Origin of the sequence: Staphylococcus sp. IVB6214, assembly GCF_025558585.1 — a bacterium.
Classification (GTDB): Bacteria; Bacillota; Bacilli; order Staphylococcales; family Staphylococcaceae; genus Staphylococcus.
Genome location: NZ_CP094723.1, coordinates 431,232 through 449,621 on the forward strand (window position 1 = coordinate 431,232; position 18,390 = coordinate 449,621).

Annotated in this window: 18 protein-coding genes; 11 read left to right on the forward strand and 7 right to left on the reverse strand. The window is 38.0% G+C overall.

Annotated features, from left to right (window positions below; genetic code table 11):
• Window positions 1-286 precede the first annotated feature (286 nt).
• Genes MUA51_RS02100 through MUA51_RS02110 form a run of 3 tightly spaced genes read left to right on the forward strand, consistent with a single transcriptional unit; the run spans window position 287 to window position 2,748 of the window.
• Entirely contained in the window at window positions 287-1,006 is a 720-nt protein-coding gene (locus tag MUA51_RS02100; protein WP_262560237.1) for an ABC transporter ATP-binding protein, read from the forward strand.
• Between the two features lies 1 nt (window position 1,007).
• On the forward strand, window positions 1,008-2,114 hold the full coding sequence (locus MUA51_RS02105; protein ID WP_262560238.1) for an ABC transporter permease: 1,107 nt from the start codon (window positions 1,008-1,010) through the stop codon (window positions 2,112-2,114).
• 7 nt (window positions 2,115-2,121) lie between these two features.
• Window positions 2,122-2,748, forward strand: a complete 627-nt coding sequence (locus tag MUA51_RS02110) for a TetR/AcrR family transcriptional regulator (RefSeq protein ID WP_262560239.1) — start codon at window positions 2,122-2,124, stop codon at window positions 2,746-2,748.
• Window positions 2,749-2,792: 44 nt separating this feature from the next.
• Here MUA51_RS02110 and MUA51_RS02115 read toward each other — a convergent pair whose 3' ends face one another.
• The 6 genes from MUA51_RS02115 to queC form a co-directional block, all read right to left on the reverse strand.
• Entirely contained in the window at window positions 2,793-3,050 is a 258-nt protein-coding gene (locus tag MUA51_RS02115) for a GlsB/YeaQ/YmgE family stress response membrane protein (protein ID WP_095115509.1), read from the reverse strand.
• Between the two features lie 72 nt (window positions 3,051-3,122).
• On the reverse strand, window positions 3,123-3,431 hold the full coding sequence (locus MUA51_RS02120; protein ID WP_262560240.1) for a hypothetical protein: 309 nt from the start codon (window positions 3,429-3,431) through the stop codon (window positions 3,123-3,125).
• A gap of 441 nt (window positions 3,432-3,872) precedes the next feature.
• A complete protein-coding gene (locus tag MUA51_RS02125; protein WP_262560241.1) occupies window positions 3,873-4,565 on the reverse strand; it encodes a hypothetical protein in 693 nt (230 codons plus the stop codon).
• Window positions 4,566-4,784: 219 nt separating this feature from the next.
• Entirely contained in the window at window positions 4,785-5,501 is a 717-nt protein-coding gene (gene queE / locus MUA51_RS02130) for a 7-carboxy-7-deazaguanine synthase QueE (protein WP_262560242.1), read from the reverse strand.
• On the reverse strand, window positions 5,502-5,930 hold the full coding sequence (gene queD / locus MUA51_RS02135; protein WP_262560243.1) for a 6-carboxytetrahydropterin synthase QueD: 429 nt from the start codon (window positions 5,928-5,930) through the stop codon (window positions 5,502-5,504).
• Window positions 5,927-6,598: a 7-cyano-7-deazaguanine synthase QueC gene (gene queC / locus MUA51_RS02140; protein WP_262560244.1), complete on the reverse strand. Its 672-nt coding sequence runs from the start codon at window positions 6,596-6,598 to the stop codon at window positions 5,927-5,929. Before queC ends, queD begins: the two co-directional genes overlap by 4 nt.
• A gap of 449 nt (window positions 6,599-7,047) precedes the next feature.
• Here queC and MUA51_RS02145 point away from each other — a divergent pair, with 449 nt between their 5' ends.
• The 6 genes from MUA51_RS02145 (at window position 7,048) to ltaS (ending at window position 13,707) form a co-directional block, all read left to right on the forward strand.
• Window positions 7,048-7,641, forward strand: a complete 594-nt coding sequence (locus MUA51_RS02145) for an anthranilate synthase component II (protein WP_262560245.1) — start codon at window positions 7,048-7,050, stop codon at window positions 7,639-7,641.
• Window positions 7,625-8,764: an aminodeoxychorismate synthase component I gene (gene pabB, locus MUA51_RS02150; RefSeq protein ID WP_262560246.1), complete on the forward strand. Its 1,140-nt coding sequence runs from the start codon at window positions 7,625-7,627 to the stop codon at window positions 8,762-8,764. Before MUA51_RS02145 ends, pabB begins: the two co-directional genes overlap by 17 nt.
• Before the next feature lie 2 nt (window positions 8,765-8,766).
• Entirely contained in the window at window positions 8,767-9,369 is a 603-nt protein-coding gene (locus tag MUA51_RS02155) for an aminotransferase class IV (protein WP_262560247.1), read from the forward strand.
• A 243-nt stretch (window positions 9,370-9,612) separates the two neighbouring features.
• Window positions 9,613-10,293, forward strand: a complete 681-nt coding sequence (locus tag MUA51_RS02160) for a 5-oxoprolinase subunit B family protein (protein WP_262560248.1) — start codon at window positions 9,613-9,615, stop codon at window positions 10,291-10,293.
• Entirely contained in the window at window positions 10,293-11,297 is a 1,005-nt protein-coding gene (locus MUA51_RS02165; protein ID WP_262560249.1) for a 5-oxoprolinase subunit C family protein, read from the forward strand. Before MUA51_RS02160 ends, MUA51_RS02165 begins: the two co-directional genes overlap by 1 nt.
• A gap of 475 nt (window positions 11,298-11,772) precedes the next feature.
• On the forward strand, window positions 11,773-13,707 hold the full coding sequence (gene ltaS, locus MUA51_RS02170; RefSeq protein ID WP_262560250.1) for a polyglycerol-phosphate lipoteichoic acid synthase LtaS: 1,935 nt from the start codon (window positions 11,773-11,775) through the stop codon (window positions 13,705-13,707).
• A 68-nt stretch (window positions 13,708-13,775) separates the two neighbouring features.
• Here the strand turns inward: ltaS and MUA51_RS02175 are convergent, their stop codons facing one another.
• Window positions 13,776-14,591, reverse strand: coding sequence for a ZIP family metal transporter (locus MUA51_RS02175; RefSeq protein ID WP_262560251.1), 816 nt, complete (start codon window positions 14,589-14,591; stop codon window positions 13,776-13,778).
• A 121-nt stretch (window positions 14,592-14,712) separates the two neighbouring features.
• Between MUA51_RS02175 and MUA51_RS02180 the strand changes: the two genes are divergently transcribed.
• Together MUA51_RS02180 and recQ are read left to right on the forward strand one after the other, a co-directional pair.
• Window positions 14,713-16,587, forward strand: coding sequence for an ABC-F family ATP-binding cassette domain-containing protein (locus tag MUA51_RS02180; RefSeq protein WP_262560252.1), 1,875 nt, complete (start codon window positions 14,713-14,715; stop codon window positions 16,585-16,587).
• Window positions 16,588-16,598: 11 nt separating this feature from the next.
• Window positions 16,599-18,371, forward strand: coding sequence for a DNA helicase RecQ (gene recQ / locus MUA51_RS02185; RefSeq protein ID WP_262560253.1), 1,773 nt, complete (start codon window positions 16,599-16,601; stop codon window positions 18,369-18,371).
• Window positions 18,372-18,390 lie beyond the last annotated feature (19 nt).

An 18,390-nucleotide genomic window follows, 5' to 3' on the forward strand; every position in this document is an offset into this window, starting at 1 on the left:
ACTTTTTCTACTTCTGAAATAGATTGAACTTAGCAATTAGTATTTGCAGGTGATTGCTGTAAGTATAGTCATGCTCACTCGTACTTGTTAAAACCGCATGATGTATAGAAGTCGTAATGCACTATTATCATTAAATATACTTTGTATAAAATTAGACGTAAAAAGAAGAAACATCGCTTTTTATTTTTTCAGTTTTAAAAGCATTGACAAGTGAGTGAGTACTCACTATAATACAAGTAGCTAATAGGTGAGTGAGTACTCACTCGAATAAAATGAGGTGATAATAATGGAAAAGATGATTGAAATCAATCACTTAAAGAAATCATTCGATTCTCAGGTTGTATTGAATGGTGTCTCACTTGATGTAGTAGGTGGTGAGATTATTGGACTGATTGGTCCATCAGGTTCTGGTAAATCAACGTTAATTAAAACAGTTTTAGGCATGGAAAAGGCAGATGGTGGCGAAGCATTTGTATTAGATATATCGATGCCTAACAGAAAAATACTTGCAGACATTGGCTATATGGCACAGTCGGATGCACTCTACGAAGCATTGTCAGCGAAAGAAAATTTATTATTTTTCGGTCAAATGAAAGGAATTAACAAAGAAGATCTGAAGCAACAAATTCAACATGTTTCAGAAGTTGTAGAATTAACAGACCAGTTGAATAAAAGAGTGGGAAGTTATTCTGGAGGGATGAAACGTCGATTATCCTTAGCGATCGCTTTGCTAGGAAAACCGAGATTATTGATTTTAGATGAACCGACCGTTGGTATAGACCCGTCTTTAAGAAAAAAGATATGGCGAGAGTTAGATGCATTACGTCAAGAAGGTTGCGGCATTTTGATTACAACACATGTTATGGATGAAGCGGAATTGACAGATAAAGTTGCATTGTTATTACGTGGTGACGTCATTGCATTTGATACACCCGCACAATTAAAGGAACTGTATCAAGTAAACACTGTTGAAGAAGCATTTTTGAAAGCAGAAGGAGGGCAATAACATGAGAGCATTTGCGATTGCTAAAAAAGTATTTAAAGAATTAATTCGAGATAAACGCACACTTGCATTAATGTTTGTTGCGCCCATTTTTATTATGTGGCTCATGAATGTCATGTTCACAGCAAACAATACAACAGAAGTGAACATGGCGGTAGTGGGTGTTGACCAAAACATCGTATCCACAATGGATGATGTCAAACATGTGTCAGCTAAAAATTATGAACGTATTGATGCAGCTGAAAAAGCACTTAGCAAAGAAAAAGTGGATGCGATTGTATCAACAGATGATAATGAAAACTTTAGCATTATTTATGCTAATAGAGATGCTTCCAAAACTGCGATGAGTAAGCAAGTGTTTAAACAAGCAGTGACATCTTCACAAGTAAAAGAGATGACAAAAAATGTACAGGCACTTGTAAAAGCAAGTCCAAATCCGAAAGCATCAGATCAGTTACAAAAACCGTCTATTTCTTTAGACGAATATTATGATTACGGTGATGAAGATTCTGGATTTTTCATTAAGATGATTCCAGTATTGATGGGCTTTATGGTCTTCTTCTTTGTCTTTTTAATTTCGGGAATGGCATTGTTGAAGGAGCGAACATCTGGAACTTTAGATCGCTTACTAGCAACGCCGGTACGCCGAGCGGATATCGTATTTGGCTATATGCTCAGTTATGGATTTTTAGCGATTATCCAGACATTAGTTATTGTTATTGCAACGATTAATTTATTGAAAATTGAAGTGGTTGGAAGTATTGCTTATGTTGTATTGGTTAATTTTGTACTTGCAATGGTTGCATTGGCATTTGGAATTTTGATGTCAACACTTGCTAAGTCAGAATTCCAAATGATGCAATTTATCCCATTAGTTGTAATGCCACAGCTGTTTTTCTCAGGGTTGATTCCTTTAGAAAATATGGCGAATTGGGTTCAAGTCATTGGAAAAATATTGCCGTTATCGTATTCAGGACATGCCTTGTCACAAATTATTCTTTGGGGTAATGGATGGAATGAAATTATAGGTGATTTAGGTATTTTAATGCTCTTCTTAATTGTTTTGACAGCATTGAATATCATTGTTTTAAAACGTTATCGTAAGGTATAATGAGCATATGAATACAAATCAATTTCCAACATTTAAAGAACAATTAGAAAGTGCGTCTATGCCACCTGGACAAAGAAAAGCCATGTTAGCAGCAATCAAACTTTTTTCAGAGCAAGGATATCATGCGACATCGACAGCCCAAATTGCGAAAGAAGCCGGAATCAGTCAAGCAACAATCTTTAAATATTTTAGTACGAAAGAAGAATTATTGATGGGACTACTTGAGCCTTTAAAAGAGATTGTAGGCAAGACATTTATCAAAGATTTGACTCAACATCAAGACTTGGAAAGCTTAATTCATTTCATCGTTACAGATCGGTATGCTTTCTTTTCAGCAAATGGAGATTTTCTCAAAATTATCTTTCAAGAAGCGATGATTTCACCTAAGTTAAGAGAAGCATTGATAACCAACTCTAAAAAGTTAATGCCAAACTTATTTCATCATATTAATAGCGTTTTAGAAAGTGACGCGAAGCTAGATAGAAGTCTTACAAAAGTAGATCGTATACGAACAATTATCGCACCACTGTTCATGTATATATTACAAACGCAAATTTTTTCGATTAAAACAGGTGATGCAGAAACAGAATTACAAATGGTAGCCTCCCAAATTATCAAAAGTTTACGTCAATAAAAAAACGGTTTGCAATTGCAAACCGTTTTTTACTACGTTATCACTTATTTTTTACCGCGAAGTGCACCTAAGATAAGTGACACAACTGCGATAAAGATAATTGAGCCGATCAATGCTGGGAATACATAGATGCCACCGAATGATGGTCCCCATGCGCCTAGGAACATGCCGCCTACCCAAGAACCGAGTAAACCAGCGATAATATTACCTAAAATCCCACCTGGGATATCTTTACCTAAAATTGCTCCGGCAGCCCAACCAATGAGACCACCAACTATTAACATGACAATAAAGCCCATTATAATAGCCTCCTTTGTATTTAAATCTTTGTGATAATACTGATATACCCGGTTGTCATAGATTTAATCATTAAATTATAAAATAAATAATTTTTCTGCGTATAAGATGAAGGCGAACCCACCGTATAGCAAGATAAATATATACCAAAAAGGTGTTAGTGCAACGATGACAATCATTGCGATAAGTATGAGCAGTGTTCCTATCCAAAGTGGTTGTTTAATTTTGAGACGGCGATATAATTGGTGGAACCAAGCTGAATTGAAAGTGCTTGAAAACAACAGAATCGCACCAAATGCAAAAATAGCAGGTGCAAGATATGGGACAGACATATAGAACGACTGATCAGCTGTTTGATCTACCACAACAAGGGAGATACTTATCATAATCGTTAGTATCCCTGTCAAAAACTTTTGTTGTGTCATAACAAAAGGGTGATAGTAATGGTTTAAATAATATTGTAAAATCGTCCAGATACAATACATTAGTACAGTAAATATAGATATAAAACTAAGTTTACCCAGTAAAATTAAATTAATAAAACCATTTATTGTAATAGCAAGCAAGACACTACTAAAGTGTAATGACTGAAATCGGTGTCGATATAAGTCAAAAACGAGTATAGCAATTACAACGATACTATTTATAATGACAAAAGCGGCCATGTTATTCTCCTAACTCATTACATTTCATTTCTATATTATAACAATGTAAATATAAGTTGGCATGTAAAAAGTGGAGATAACTGGTAATAATTTTGAACATATAGATGCAATAGCGTACAAAAAAAGATGAAGTTTCTCGAACGGGAAACTTCATCTTTTATGCTAATTATTAAACCAATCACTAATTTTTTGTGTGATTTCATCGAGTTTAGTATTAACGCGGTTGAGTTGTTCTTGCATCTTTTCTAGATTACCACTTTGTCGTTCATCTTCAGCATTTTGTAAGTTATCGACTGTATCGTCATATTGATTGGCAACTTGATCTGCTTTTTTGCTATCGATGTCATCTCGTAGTTCTTGAATTTGTTGTTTCAATTGATCGATTTTACTTTGAGATTCTGCATCATTGGAAGCAATGCTGTCTTGTGTGTCTTTAATTTGCTGTTGTAATTCATTATCTTTTTGTTGTAACAGTTCTTCATTTGTCACTTGATTTTGTTCTTCTGGATTCATCGTATGATCCGTATCATTTGTACATGAATTAAATAAAAACAGTGCGATGACGAAGAGTGAGATGACCATGATAACGAGCAACCACTTATTTTTACGGTTTGTCTTTTGAAGTTCTATATCTTTTTGACGTAAATATTCATAATCTTGAGTATGTGTGTGTGGCTGTTGCGCAGTGTTTTTAATTAGAATGCCGCCAAAAATATCGTATTGTTGCTGATCGGTTAAAGTATGAATATTGAGATCAGTATTCAGTTGATTGCGTTTGTCATAAGCGATAATCGTACCATCTTCTAAAACTTTTTCGACTCTTGGATAAACATCAGAACGTTCTCTGCGTCGCATTGTATCACTCCTATATGTTGGAATCAGATGGGAACGGGACATAATAAATTTGTTTTCTGAGAAAGCAGTATAAGGTGTCCCAATGTTGTGTCAGTGTTCGAGAAGCAGGGCTTTCGGCAGAACGTCGCAATTCTCCAAAATAAAAAAGCTATTTTGATCGCTGCTCTGGTTCTGTTCAATCCCTAGACGCTTCTCTCACAACTCGTGCTACTTTCTATTTTACACTCCTTTAAGGTTACTCCACAACAATGTGTGTAATTGAGGTAAAACGTAAACGCGATTCAATGCTGGATTGGTCATGACATGTTGAATTAGCCATTCATAGCGACTCAACAGCCTTTCTGTATGATGTTCAACGGTGTCTTCAAGATAAGGGTTACCAACTTGAAGATAGAATGATATGTCAGGATAACGTTCGTGTATTGTTTGTGCAAATGCTAGGTCTGCTTCATCAAATACTACTACTTTTAAACTTAATGATGTTGGTTGACATTGTGCAATGACAGTGTCCAGCTGTGATAAATCTTGATCCATGCCTGAGCTGGGTGGCTTTGGAGAGATAGTCAAATCGTGTATTTGAGACATCCATGGTTGAAACTTTGTTCCCTGTGTTTCTAAAGCGAGTTGGATATGTTTCATTTCACATAAATCGACGAAAGCTTGCAGATTTTTAATAAGTGCAGGGTTCCCGCCTGAAATGGTTACGTGATCAAAACAATCACCACCAATGTCGGTTAAACGTTGCCAGATTTCTTCAGCTGTCAGCATTTGAATCTCATCACGCATTGAACCATCCCATGTAAACTTAGAGTCACACCAACTACATCGGAAGTCACATCCAGCCGTTCGCACGAACATCGTTTTGCGACCGATGACTTGGCCTTCTCCTTGAATTGTTGGGCCGAAAATTTCGAGTACAGGTATTTTCGCAGTCATTTACATTTGCCCCTTCATATGTTTTGGACGATAGACAACATAACTTGATGGTGTCTCGCGTAGAAATACTTGTAGACACTTAGGTGCGTGTGGCAATTCAGCGAGATGGTTTGCGACAATTTCATAAATAGTTTGTGCAACAACTTCAGTAGAAGGACTTTTACCTTCAAATAAAGGTAAGTCATTCAACAAGTAATGATCGAATTGATCATGAATGAGTGCTTTCAGATGACTGAAGTTGATTAAAAAGCCTGTGTCGTCAAGCGCATCACCACCGATTGTTAGATTGACGAAATACGTATGACCATGTGTGCGCATACACTTGCCCGCTTCTGGTGCAGGGATGTAGTGTGCTGCTGAAAAGTTAAAGTCTTTATTTAATTCAAATGTGTAGGGGTGATCGATACTCGGATAAATTTGTTGCATCATGATAGACGTCCTCCTTTTTCATTAAGATATTGGTCTAAACCACGTTGTCGAAGTAGGCAAGCAGGGCATGCGCCACATCCATCAGCTACGATACCGTTATAGCATGTGAGAGTCTGATTGCGTACGTAGTCTAATACACCCAGTTCATCACTTAGTGCCCAAGTGTCCTTTTTGTCTAACCACATTAAAGGCGTATGAATGACAAAATCTCGATCCATTGCTAAGCTCATTGTGACGTTCATTGATTTAATAAATTGGTCTCTACAATCTGGGTAACCAGAGAAGTCCGTCTCGCACACGCCAGTAATGATATGTTTGGCATTGATTTGATAAGCCAACGCACCAGCAAATGATAAAAAGAGTAGATTGCGTGCTGGGACGAATGTGTTTGGAATATCGTCAGAAGTATCAATGGCGATATCTGATGATGTCAGAGCGTTAGGTGAAAGCTGTGACAACAGTGACATATCTAAAATGTGATGTTTTAATCCTTGATCTTCGGCAATTGATTTGGCAACTTCAATTTCTTTTGCATGACGTTGTCCATATTCAAATGTGACAAGTTCTACTTCTTTGAAATGTTTTTTAGCATAGAAAAGGCAAGTCGTACTGTCTTGACCACCGCTGAAAACAACGAGGGCTTTTTCTTGATTCAGTGCATTTGACATGTTGATGTCGCTCCTTTTGATTGAGAGCATTCCGAGCGAATTAAAAAAGGAGACTGGGATATAATGCTTAGTTTCTCCCTTTTAAGATACAAAAATAAGTGTAATGGCAGTAAGTGTCTGAAGTGGAGATACGTTTTTACAAACTTCTAGTCACCCATGCCGGAGTCGGACGATGGACAGTTTTGGTGCTAAAAAGCATAAAAAAAGTCCGTCTCCATAAAAACAGACGGAAAAAGAAGTCTAGTTTTTTATAGAGGGTTGAGTATACGCTAGGAACCTCTGAATGAATATTTTACGTTGTTAAATGTAACCTATATAATAAGAGAAATCAACTATTGAAGAAGCATGAAAAACATATTCAATTCTTTTTCTATAATGACACTCATTTTTGTCAATTATAGAGACATTTGTGATAATAGAGTTAATTCAATATAAATGAGGCAAAACTGATGATAATAATGATTGATAACAAAGATTCATTTACATATAATATTGTGGATTATTTAAAGACAGAAAGTAAAAGTCATATTGAAGTCATTGATGTGGATGATGTATCTATTGAAAAGATTGCATCATATCATCCAACAGCCATTGTGATTTCGCCAGGTCCCGGTGCGCCAACTGATTACCCGATATTACAAGATGTTTTACGCTATTTTGAAAAGCATGTTCCGATACTCGGCGTGTGTTTAGGATTTCAATTGATTGTCACTTACTACGGTGGCAAGATTGTTCATGCGCCATATCCTGTTCACGGACATACGACCCGAATTACGCATGATGGTTCGCAGTTATTCAAAGGGCTGCCATCTGCTTTTAATGTGATGCGTTATCATTCTTTAATGGCGGATCCATCAACTATACAAGCGCCACTCATCGTGACAGCTACCAATACAGAGCAAATGATTATGGCGGTCGCACATGAAGACTTGCCGATTTACGCTGTTCAATATCATCCAGAGTCAATTATGTCAGAGCATGGACATAGCCAGATACGAAACTTTCTTGAGAAGGTAGGGTCTATAAATGGTTGTGAAGTTTAATTATACTTACTACACAGATGAACAAAATAAAGAGACGTACCGGTATACATTTCATAACCCAGTTGTTTCATCCATTGCACACAACATTTCAGAAGTCGGACAGGTTGTTGCAGAAGCGGAACGTTTACAACAAGCAGGTTATTACGTTGCATTGTATTTACCTTATGAAGCAGCAGCTTATTATAACGCTGACTTTCAGACATATACGCCGGAAGATGGTATCTATGCGTTATGTTATGCATTTGAATCACCGCTACAAGAAGTTATTAACACAGAGATGTTTGAACAAAAGAAGTATCCGTCATTTCGTTTTACAGAAACACCACAGACAATTACGGATAATATTCGAGCGATACAACAGGAAATTGTTGATGGCTGGACGTATCAAGTGAACTATACGACACGGCTTGAAGCAAGTGTTTCGACGCCTATCCACGCACTTTATTCACAACTAACACAACAGGCAAACGGTAATTACACAGCGTTGATTGATACAGATGATTTGAAAATTGCGTCGATATCTCCTGAACTGTTCTTTCAGGTTGGGTTATTCGGTCAATCAGAACGAACGGTGATGAGTAAACCGATGAAGGGGACAATGCCACGTGGTACAACACCGCAAGAAGATCAAGAGAACTGTGAAGTGTTGGAGCGGTCAATGAAAGATCGAGCTGAGAATATTATGATTGTTGATCTGTTGCGTAACGATATAGCTCGGATTGCGCAACAAGGAACGGTTCGTGTTGGCCCGTTGTGTGCGATTGAAGCATATCCGACGGTTTACCAAATGACAACGATGGTAATGGGAACAATCACTCATGATACGTCATTAAACAAACTATTAGCGGCACTTTTCCCATGTGGATCCATTACCGGTGCGCCTAAGGTAAATACGATGTCAATCATTCATCGATTAGAGACAACACCACGACATAGTTATTGCGGCACAATTGGATTACTACGTCCGGAAGGGAATGCGGTATTCAATGTCCCAATACGAACAGTTCAACAACTAGGGGATCGTTTCATCTATGGTGTCGGTGCGGGTATCACAATTGATTCAAATCCTGAACAGGAGTACAAAGAGTTTCAAGATAAGACAAGGATTTTAAAGGGGATATAGTTATGCAATTATTTGAGACTATGCGGTTAGAGGCAGGTAAGATTCCACGTGAAACATATCATCTTCAACGTATGACACGTTCAGCAGAACAGTTGGGATTGCCGTTCTCTCAACACGATTGGGCGCAACGACTTACGGATGTAAAAAATACTTATACCGAACATATATATCGTTTGAAGGTCATCTTATCAGCTGAAGGAAAACTCGCAACTGAAATAGGGGCGCTGACAGACAAACCATTTTTAACTGCTTGTCTGAGAGAAATAGATGAAGAAACACCCTGTTGGCAACGAACGAACAAAACGTCTGAACGCTCACATTTGCAGCACCGTCATCAGACGGATATTGTTTTGTTCCATAATGCAGAAGGAAAACTGTTAGAGTTTGATATTGGCAATTTGGTAATATCTAATCAAGGTGAACAACTGACACCGCGCTATGAGAACGACTTTTTATGTGGTTGTATGAGACAAGCATTGTTAGATCACGGTGAAGTTATCGAAGCAGATTTGACTGTGGAATCGTTAAAAGCAGCTATGGTAGCACAGGAAAATATATGGATGATTAATAGTTTGAGAGAATGGATGCCTGTACAATTTCGATAAGGTTGAGTGAATAATAATGATAATAATAGGTTATTTAATTGTATTTCTTTTGTTGATGTGGTTAGGACAAAAAATTTGTATGCGTTGTGTGCGAAATCAACACAAAGGTTATGCATTTTTATGTATGATAATTGTTATTCTATTGCAGGCGATTGTGATTTATTATTTTGTAGGTACAATCATAGATCAAATGACGACATTATTAAAACTGTTTTATAATGAAACGTAAACGAGGTGGAACGAATGAAAGTTTATAGTCAAGGAGACCAAGCGATTGTCGTGTCTTTACGCGATCAGGTGACACCCACTGCGACACAGCGTTTGCTCGTATTAAGACATTATTTAATTGAACAGAATGAACCATTCATCACAGAGATTGTGCCAACAGAAACGGACATGTTGATCTCTTACGATGCGCATATGATGATGGAACAGATGGATATCGCATCGCCATTTTTATATATGAAAAACTTGATTGCACAAATTGACCTCTCAGAAGAAAAATGGAAAAAGCAACGTCGTTGTGTCAAAGTACCAATGTATTATGGCGGCGAATATGGTCCGCATTTGAATCATATTTTAACGGAGTTAGGGATATCGGAAGAAACGTTTATTCAACACCATACAATGAGTGACTATTTCGTATCAATGATGGGCTATTCACCGGGATTTCCGTATTTATCAGGTGGAGATAAGCACATTATCGTTAATCACACAGCACCGGAAAAGCGATTTATTCCCGCTGGGTCTGTGATTTTAGAAAATAATAAATGTGGGATTACGACAACGGATACATATGAAGACTGGCTTGTGATAGGGTGGACGCCATTACAACTATTTGATCCAATGAAGAAAGATTTTGCGCTTATTTCATTAGGGGACCACGTAAAATTCGATGTGCTACAAAAAGGGCGTGACATGTGATGACATTAATTATTGAAGACAGCGGATTATTTTCAAGCTTTCAAGATTTCGGGCGACAAGGTCATGAACATTTAGGAGTGATTCGCAGTGGTGCGCTGGACATTGTTGCGCATGAAATTGCCAATCGTCTTGTTGGTAACAATCCGAAAGAAGCAACATTAGAAATGACCAATCGTATGGCTCGCATCCGTTTTACAGAGCCGACTTTAATCGCGATGTCAGGTGCAATTGCGGTTGCACATACCGATGACAGACAAATAAAAATGAACAAACTATATTTAATGAATAAAGGGGATGTACTCCGTTTTAACGAATTGCATAGAGGCGCTCGTGTCTACCTAGCTGTTGCAGGTGGTTATGAACTCGATTCGTGGTTAGGTTCTGTGTCTACTGATGTTATTTCTACAATGGGTGGTTATCAAGGTCGTGCTTTGAAGGCGGGTGATAAAGTGAATTTGAAGCGTAACTATCATCAAGGACAACGAAAACTATTCGAGCGACTCAAAGAAACAGGTACGACTTCATGGGGAGTAGATGGTTATACGCTATCATTCAACTATCTGTCTGACGTCATCCACGTGTTGCCGAACAAAGGGACAGAAGACTTTGACGCTGAAAGCCTGCGTGCATTTACGCAGCATGAGTATTCTGTAACAAGTAAAGCAAATCGTATGGGAATTGTATTAGATGGCACACCTATTAAAGCGCATTACGATGGGATGCCACCGCATCGTTCAGTAAAAAGAGGAACGATACAGGTAAAAAAAGAAGGGGCACCAGTGATATTGTTGAATGATCATTATACGTTAGGAAGTTATCCACAAGTGGGCACGATTGCGACATATCATTTATCAAAAATTGCACAAAAACGTCAAGGTTCGAAAGTGAAGTTTCAACTGATTGATATTGCACAAGCAGAACAGAATTTGTTGAAGTATCACAAATGGTGTCGCCATCTCTTTGCAGGGATTACATATCACATGAACGAAGAAATGTATAGGTAGAACGAGGTTGTGAAAGAAGCGTTTAGGGGTTGAGCAGAACCCAAGCAATTCTCAAAATAGCTTTTTTATTTTGGGGAATTGCGACGTTCTGTCGAAAGCCCTGCTTCTGGAACACTGACAGAACGAGGTTGTGAAAGAAGCGCTTAGGGATTGAGCGGAATTTAAGTATAATGAATGTGTCGTTTTCTACAACTGGAGTCTGAATACAAAAATAAGATGATTTTATATAATGATAGATATGAGCGACTTTATGTAAGTATTCCAAGTGATCTTTTGGTTTTTGCTTGAAATTTGTCACTTATTCGTATATATTGTTATACTGAACTTATATTGAATATTACAAAATGATTACAAATAGATTAATTTAAAGTTTTAAATCCATGAGACATGTTGTGTTTTTATATTGAACAGACGTCTTGTCATGGAGGTCACTCTAAATAAAGAGAAGAGATGTATCATTAACGGGGGAACATACATGGAAAAAGGAAATAAAAAAATAGGAATTTTTATGTTTTTCTTATTGATGGTTTTGACCATCTCACTGAAAACATATTTTGCCTATTATGTAGACTTGTCACTCGGTGTTAAGGGACTCGTACAAAACTTAATACTTCTAATGAATCCATATAGCTTGGTTGCATTGATATTGAGTGTGTTTCTACTATTCAAAGGTAGAAAGGCATTCTGGTTGATGTTCATTGGTGGCTTCCTTATTACATTTGTCTTATATGCCAATGTTGTTTACTTCCGCTTTTTCTCAGACTTTATTACGTTTAGTACGCTGAACCAAGTGAACAATGTCGATTCAATGGGTGGTGCGCTTAGTGCATCTTTCCAATGGTATGACTTTGTCTACTTCATAGATACGTTTGTGTATTTATTTATATTGGCGTTTAAACAGAAGTGGTTAGACAAACAAGTCTTCCAAAAAAAGTTTGTGCCAGTTGTTATGGGGACTGCGATTGCTTTGTTCTTCTTAAACTTGGCATTTGCAGAAGCAGACCGTCCGGAGTTATTAACACGTACATTTGACCATAAATATTTAGTAAAATATTTGGGACCGTACAACTTCACAGTATATGACGGTGTCAAAACAATTGAAAATAATCAACAAAAAGCGCTTGCTTCTGAAGATGATTTGACAGAAGTATTGAATTACTCTAAACAAAAAAATACAGAGCCGAACCCAGCCTATTATGGTAAAGCCAAAGGAAAAAATGTTATTAAAATTCATTTGGAGAGTTTCCAAACATTTTTAATCAATAAAAAAGTAAATGGTGAAGAAGTGACACCGTTTTTGAATAAGTTATCTTCAGGACAAGATGACTTTAGATATTATCCAAACTTCTACCACCAAACAGGTCAAGGGAAGACTTCGGATGCTGAGTTTACGATGGATAACAGTTTATATGGTCTTCCACAAGGATCAGCCTTTTCATTAAAAGGCGATAACACATTCCAATCATTACCAGCTATCTTGCATCAGCAACAAGATTATACAACGAACGTGATGCACGGTGACTACAAAACATTCTGGAACCGTGATCAAGTGTATCGTCACTTCGGTATCGATAAGTTTTATGATGCAACGTATTATGATATGTCACCAGAGAATTTAGAAAACTTAGGTTTGAAAGATAAGGAATTCTTTAAGGAGTCAGCAGAATATCTCGACAAAGAAAAAGAGCCGTTTTATTCACACTTAGTAACTTTAACGAACCACTATCCATTCACGTTGAGTGAAGAAGATGCAACGATTGAAAAGAGTGATACGGGTAACAATACGGTGGATGGTTACATCCAAACAGCACGTTACCTAGATGAATCGGTTGAAGCATTCATCAATGATTTGAAAGAACGTGGTTTATATGAAGATTCAGTGATTATCCTTTACGGTGACCACTATGGTATTTCAGAAAATCACAACAAAGCGATGAGTGAGTTGCTAGAAGAGCCGATTACACCGGCAAAGTTCAATGACTTGAACAAAACAGGCTTTTGGATTAAAGCACCAGGTGTTGAGCCGAAAGTAGATGAAACATATGCAGGACAGATTGATGTCATGCCAACATTACTTCACTTACTCGGTATCGATACGTCAAACTACTTGATGTTAGGAACAGATATGTTATCGAAAGATCATCAAGAGGTCGTACCATTCCGTAACGGTGACTTTGTAACGAAAGATTACAAGTATGTGAATGGTAAAGTGTATCATAACAAAGATAATGAACCGATGACGACACCACCGTCGAACTTGGAAGAAGTGAAACAACAAGTTCAATCAGATCTTGAAGTTTCGGACAAGATTTTGAATGGTGACTTATTCCGATTCTACAAAAATCCTGATTTTAACAAAGTAGACCCAACGAAATATAAATATGAAGCAGGATCTAAAGCTGAAAAATAGAACGATAAAAAGCGACTGGCTTTACACATTAATCATGTGTATGGCTAGTCGCTTTTTTGATAATTTTCTTATCCTAAGGCAACGTCTAATATCATCATAATCGTAAAACCGAGCATCAAACTTAAAGTGGCAAGGTCGGTATTTTCCCCTGATTGTGAATCGGGAATAAGTTCTTCAACAACAACGAATATCATGGCACCTGCCGCAAATGCGAGCGCATACGGTAACATAGGTGTGACGATTAACACGGCTGCTGCACCAATGGTAGCAAAGACAGGCTCGACAAGTGCAGATCCTTGTCCATAGTTAAAAGATTTCCATTTCGACTGTCCTGCAGCATGCATTGGAAGTGAGAGTGCAGCACCTTCTGGAATGTTTTGAATCCCAATTCCGATGGCAAGTCCAAGTGCACCGAGTAACGTTGCATGTTCGTTGCCTGTTGCGACGCCACCAAAAGCAACGCCGATGGCAAGCCCTTCAGGGATATTATGCAGTGTAATTGCTAGAAAAAGTAATGTATTCTTACTGAGCCCTGTTTCGACACCTTCTACTTTTTGTGAGCGGTCTTGCGCATTGCGGTGCATGTGGGGAATAACGTAATCTAATGAACGGATAAACACACCGCCGAGTAAAAAGCCGATTGCAGCAGGTAGCCATGGATATGTACTATCCGAGCTGCTTTCGATAGCGGGTTGTAATAATGACCAGAAACTGGCTGCAATCATAATACCTGCTGCAAATCCTTGCATAGAACTAAGTATTTTCTGGTTGACGGTTTTAAATAAAAATACCGTAGCAGCCCCTAGTGCAGTTAATAACCAAGTGATAAGTCCAGCAACAAGTGCCTGAATAAACGGTGGGCTGTCGGCAATGTAATTCAACATAGCGATTGTCTCCTTGTCTCCTTGTATCATTTGAATAGAAAAAAAGGTATAATAGATAGAACTGATTTAAGATTAACAGATATATTGGAGCAAATCTATAAGGTAAAAGGAAGTATGTTGGATGGCGGCGTATAAAATTGAGCATTTAAATAAATCATTTGCTGACAAAGTGATATTTGACGACTTAGAATTTGCAGTTTCTGATAAAGAACGTGTCGGTTTAGTAGGCATCAATGGGACGGGAAAGAGTTCTTTACTAAAAGTGATTGCCGGCATGGATGAAGACTTTGATGGGGAAGCGACACATCCAAAACAGTATCGCATTCGCTATGCATCTCAACAGCATTATTTAGATGAAGAAATGACTGTGTACGATGTGGTTTATAGTGCTGATACTGAGACGCTAAAAGCGATTAAGCGATATGAGTTGGCAACTGTACAATATGCTGAACAACAAACAGACAAAGCGTTAGATGAAATGATGGCAGCACAATCGGACATGGATATGTTAGCAGCATGGGATTATAGTGCGGAAATTAAGACCATTTTATCAAAGTTAGGTATACATGATACGACGAAGCGTATCGGCGAACTATCAGGTGGACAACAAAAGCGTGTGGTTCTAGCGAGAACCCTTATTGAACAACCTGACTTACTGTTGTTAGATGAGCCGACTAACCATTTGGACTTCGAATCAATCCATTGGCTGATTAACTTTGTAAAGTCGTATCCGAAAACGGTTGTATTTGTGACACATTATCGTTATTTCTTAAACGAAGTATCTACCCGCATCGTTGAGTTACAAAATGGTAAACTGTCTTCGTATCCAGGTAATTATGAGACGTATATAGAGATGCGTGCAGAACAAGAAGCGGTAATGGTTAAACAACAAACAAAACAGCGTGCGTTATTCAAACAAGAATTGGCGTGGATGCGTGCAGGTGTTAAAGCACGAACAACGAAACAACAAGCCCGCCAAGACCGTTTCAAAGAGCTGGAAGAACAGGTGAAGTCACATCATACACAAGAAAAAGGCTCATTGAATTTGGCGCATTCAAGACTAGGAAAACAAGTGTTTGAATTGGATCAAGTTGGCAAGTCAATTAATGGGCGTAAGCTTTTTGATGGTCTAACAACAATTATTCAAAAAGGGGTACAAATCGGTATCGTTGGAGAAAACGGAGCAGGTAAAACAACGCTGCTCAATATTCTAGCGGGGGAAGATACTGACTTCGATGGTGTGTTAAAAGTAGGACAAACGGTCAAGGTTGCTTATTTTAAGCAAACGGATGAACGCTTAAACCAAGATGTTCGTATGATTGACTTTTTACGTGAAGAACAGGAAGTGGCAAAACAAAAAGATGGTACGACCATTTCTGTCACTCAGTTGTTAGAGCAATTTTTATTTCCAACACAAACACATGGCAAGAAGGTCTATAAGTTGTCGGGCGGCGAACAAAAGCGACTGTATTTACTGCGCTTGCTCGTGCATCAGCCGAATGTGTTGTTGTTAGATGAACCGACGAATGATTTGGATACTGAGACATTGACGATATTAGAAGATTATATTCAGACCTTTGGTGGCACAGTGATTACCGTCAGTCATGACCGCTACTTTTTGGATAAAGTTGTTGACTATTATTGGTATATTCATGATGGTCAAGTAGATATGATACTTGGACGTTTTGAAGACTACTTAGCATACAAAAAAGAACAAGAAACAGCTGTTGAAGTACAAGAAAAGCCAGTTGATACACCAGTTAAAAAACCTAAAAAACGTGGTTTATCTTATAAAGAGAAACGTGAATATGAACTGTTAATGACGAGAATCGATGAAGCAGAAATACGTTTAGCAGAGATTGATGAAGAGATGATTGCAGCGCAGGCAGATTATACGAAGATTCATACATTAAATGAAGAAAAAGTAACATTGGAAACGCAATATGAAGCAGATATTGCGCGTTGGAGCGAATTAGAAGAAATTATGGAACAGTAAGAGGGATCTACATGGAAGAGGTATTATCGCATTATTTCGGATACCAGAAGTTTAGACCAGGGCAGAGAGAGATTATTTCTTATGTTTTGGATGGACAACATACATTAGGTGTTTTACCAACTGGTGGCGGTAAATCTCTTTGCTATCAAGTACCAGGGCTTAAACAATCTGGTACGACATTGGTGATTAGCCCGTTGATCTCATTGATGAAAGATCAAGTGGATCAACTTAAAACAATGGGCGTTTCTGCAGCCTACTTGAATAGTAGTCAAAGTATGAAGGAACAACAAGAGATTGAAGCACAGTTACGAGCTGGAGTGATTAAGTTTTTATATGTCGCTCCAGAACGTTTGGAACAACCACGTTTTGTCGCTTTATTACGTCGTCTTTCTATCGCACTCGTTGCATTTGATGAAGCGCATTGTATTTCCAAGTGGGGACATGACTTTCGCCCAAGCTATCAAGCGGTGATTGATACAGTCCTTGCCTTACCACAACAATTTGCAATTGTGGCATTGACAGCAACGGCTACAACTGAAGTGCAGCAGGATATTATGCAACGTCTACATATTCATCCGAATCATGTGGTGAAAACGAGTATTAAACGGCGCAACCTTATATTTGAAGTGAATCCAACTTATCAGCGAGAAAAGTTTGTGATTCGCTATATTAAGCAACATGAACAAAATGCTGGCATTGTGTATTGTGCCACTCGAAAACAAGTTGAAACATTGTACAATGCATTAGAAGATGCGGGTATTTCTGCAACTTATTATCATGCAGGACGTACAGCGAAAGAGCGAGAAGCGGCACAGAATGATTTCTTGTACGATCGAACACGCGTGGTTGTGGCGACAAATGCATTTGGTATGGGAATCGACAAGTCAAATGTCCGCTTCGTCATTCATTACAATATGCCAGGAGATTTGGAATCTTACTATCAAGAGGCCGGTCGTGCGGGACGAGATGGTTTAGAAAGTGATTGTATCTTATTATTTAGTGAGCGTGATATCGGGCTGCATGAGTATTTCATCACATCATCTAAGGCGGATGAAGACTACCAAGATAAGATGGGTGAAAAACTGACGAAAATGATTCAATACACTAAGACAAAACAATGCTTAGAAGCAACGCTCGTACATTACTTTGAGCCGAATGAACGTCTTGAAGAGTGTGGTCATTGTAGCAATTGTATCGCCAAAAATAAAACATATGATATGACAAAAGAAGCTAAGATGATTATCAGTGGTGTGGCACGTTTAAATCAACAAGAAACACACCAAACGGTCATACAAGTTTTACGTGGTGAACAATCGGATTATATTCAACACCAAAGATTTGCGGATTTGTCGACATACGGCATTATGAAAGATTATACCACTGGTGAGTTACATCATTTGATAGATGAAATGCGATTCAAAGGTTTTTTGAATGCGCAAGATGATGTTTTAATGTGCGATGATAGTGTCAAAAAAATATTAAAGAATGAGACGCGCGTCTATACATCACCATTCCGCCGAAAATCAAAAGAAATTGTGAAGATTAATACGGTAGAAGGTGTGGACCGTAAACTTCTAGAACAACTAATGGCAGTACGTCAGCAATTAAGCGAAAAGCTGAATGTACCACCTATCAATATTTTTACAGATTATACTTTAGAAGAATTTGCGAAAAGAAAGCCTACTTCCAAACAAGAAATGATTCATATAGAAGGTGTGGGAAGTTACAAGCTGAAGCATTATTGTCCAGTTTTTTTGGAAGCGATACAAACGTATAAAGTATGACAATTATATATAGTAGAGA

What these genes read in the sequence shown, in the direction of transcription:
- MUA51_RS02110 (WP_262560239.1), top strand. Translation starts at nt 2,122, where the DNA reads ATGAATACAAATCAATTTCCAACATTTAAAGAACAATTAGAAAGTGCG.
- queD (WP_262560243.1), bottom strand. Translation starts at nt 5,930, where the DNA reads ATGATGCAACAAATTTATCCGAGTATCGATCACCCCTACACATTTGAA.
- pabB (WP_262560246.1), top strand. Translation starts at nt 7,625, where the DNA reads ATGGTTGTGAAGTTTAATTATACTTACTACACAGATGAACAAAATAAA.
- MUA51_RS02165 (WP_262560249.1), top strand. Translation starts at nt 10,293, where the DNA reads ATGACATTAATTATTGAAGACAGCGGATTATTTTCAAGCTTTCAAGAT.
- ltaS (WP_262560250.1), top strand. Translation starts at nt 11,773, where the DNA reads ATGGAAAAAGGAAATAAAAAAATAGGAATTTTTATGTTTTTCTTATTG.
- MUA51_RS02125 (WP_262560241.1), bottom strand. Translation starts at nt 4,565, where the DNA reads ATGCGACGCAGAGAACGTTCTGATGTTTATCCAAGAGTCGAAAAAGTT.
- MUA51_RS02180 (WP_262560252.1), top strand. Translation starts at nt 14,713, where the DNA reads ATGGCGGCGTATAAAATTGAGCATTTAAATAAATCATTTGCTGACAAA.
- MUA51_RS02105 (WP_262560238.1), top strand. Translation starts at nt 1,008, where the DNA reads ATGAGAGCATTTGCGATTGCTAAAAAAGTATTTAAAGAATTAATTCGA.
- queE (WP_262560242.1), bottom strand. Translation starts at nt 5,501, where the DNA reads ATGACTGCGAAAATACCTGTACTCGAAATTTTCGGCCCAACAATTCAA.
- MUA51_RS02100 (WP_262560237.1), top strand. Translation starts at nt 287, where the DNA reads ATGGAAAAGATGATTGAAATCAATCACTTAAAGAAATCATTCGATTCT.
- MUA51_RS02145 (WP_262560245.1), top strand. Translation starts at nt 7,048, where the DNA reads ATGATAATAATGATTGATAACAAAGATTCATTTACATATAATATTGTG.
- MUA51_RS02120 (WP_262560240.1), bottom strand. Translation starts at nt 3,431, where the DNA reads ATGATAAGTATCTCCCTTGTTGTGGTAGATCAAACAGCTGATCAGTCG.
- MUA51_RS02155 (WP_262560247.1), top strand. Translation starts at nt 8,767, where the DNA reads ATGCAATTATTTGAGACTATGCGGTTAGAGGCAGGTAAGATTCCACGT.
- MUA51_RS02175 (WP_262560251.1), bottom strand. Translation starts at nt 14,591, where the DNA reads ATGTTGAATTACATTGCCGACAGCCCACCGTTTATTCAGGCACTTGTT.
- recQ (WP_262560253.1), top strand. Translation starts at nt 16,599, where the DNA reads ATGGAAGAGGTATTATCGCATTATTTCGGATACCAGAAGTTTAGACCA.
- MUA51_RS02160 (WP_262560248.1), top strand. Translation starts at nt 9,613, where the DNA reads ATGAAAGTTTATAGTCAAGGAGACCAAGCGATTGTCGTGTCTTTACGC.
- queC (WP_262560244.1), bottom strand. Translation starts at nt 6,598, where the DNA reads ATGTCAAATGCACTGAATCAAGAAAAAGCCCTCGTTGTTTTCAGCGGT.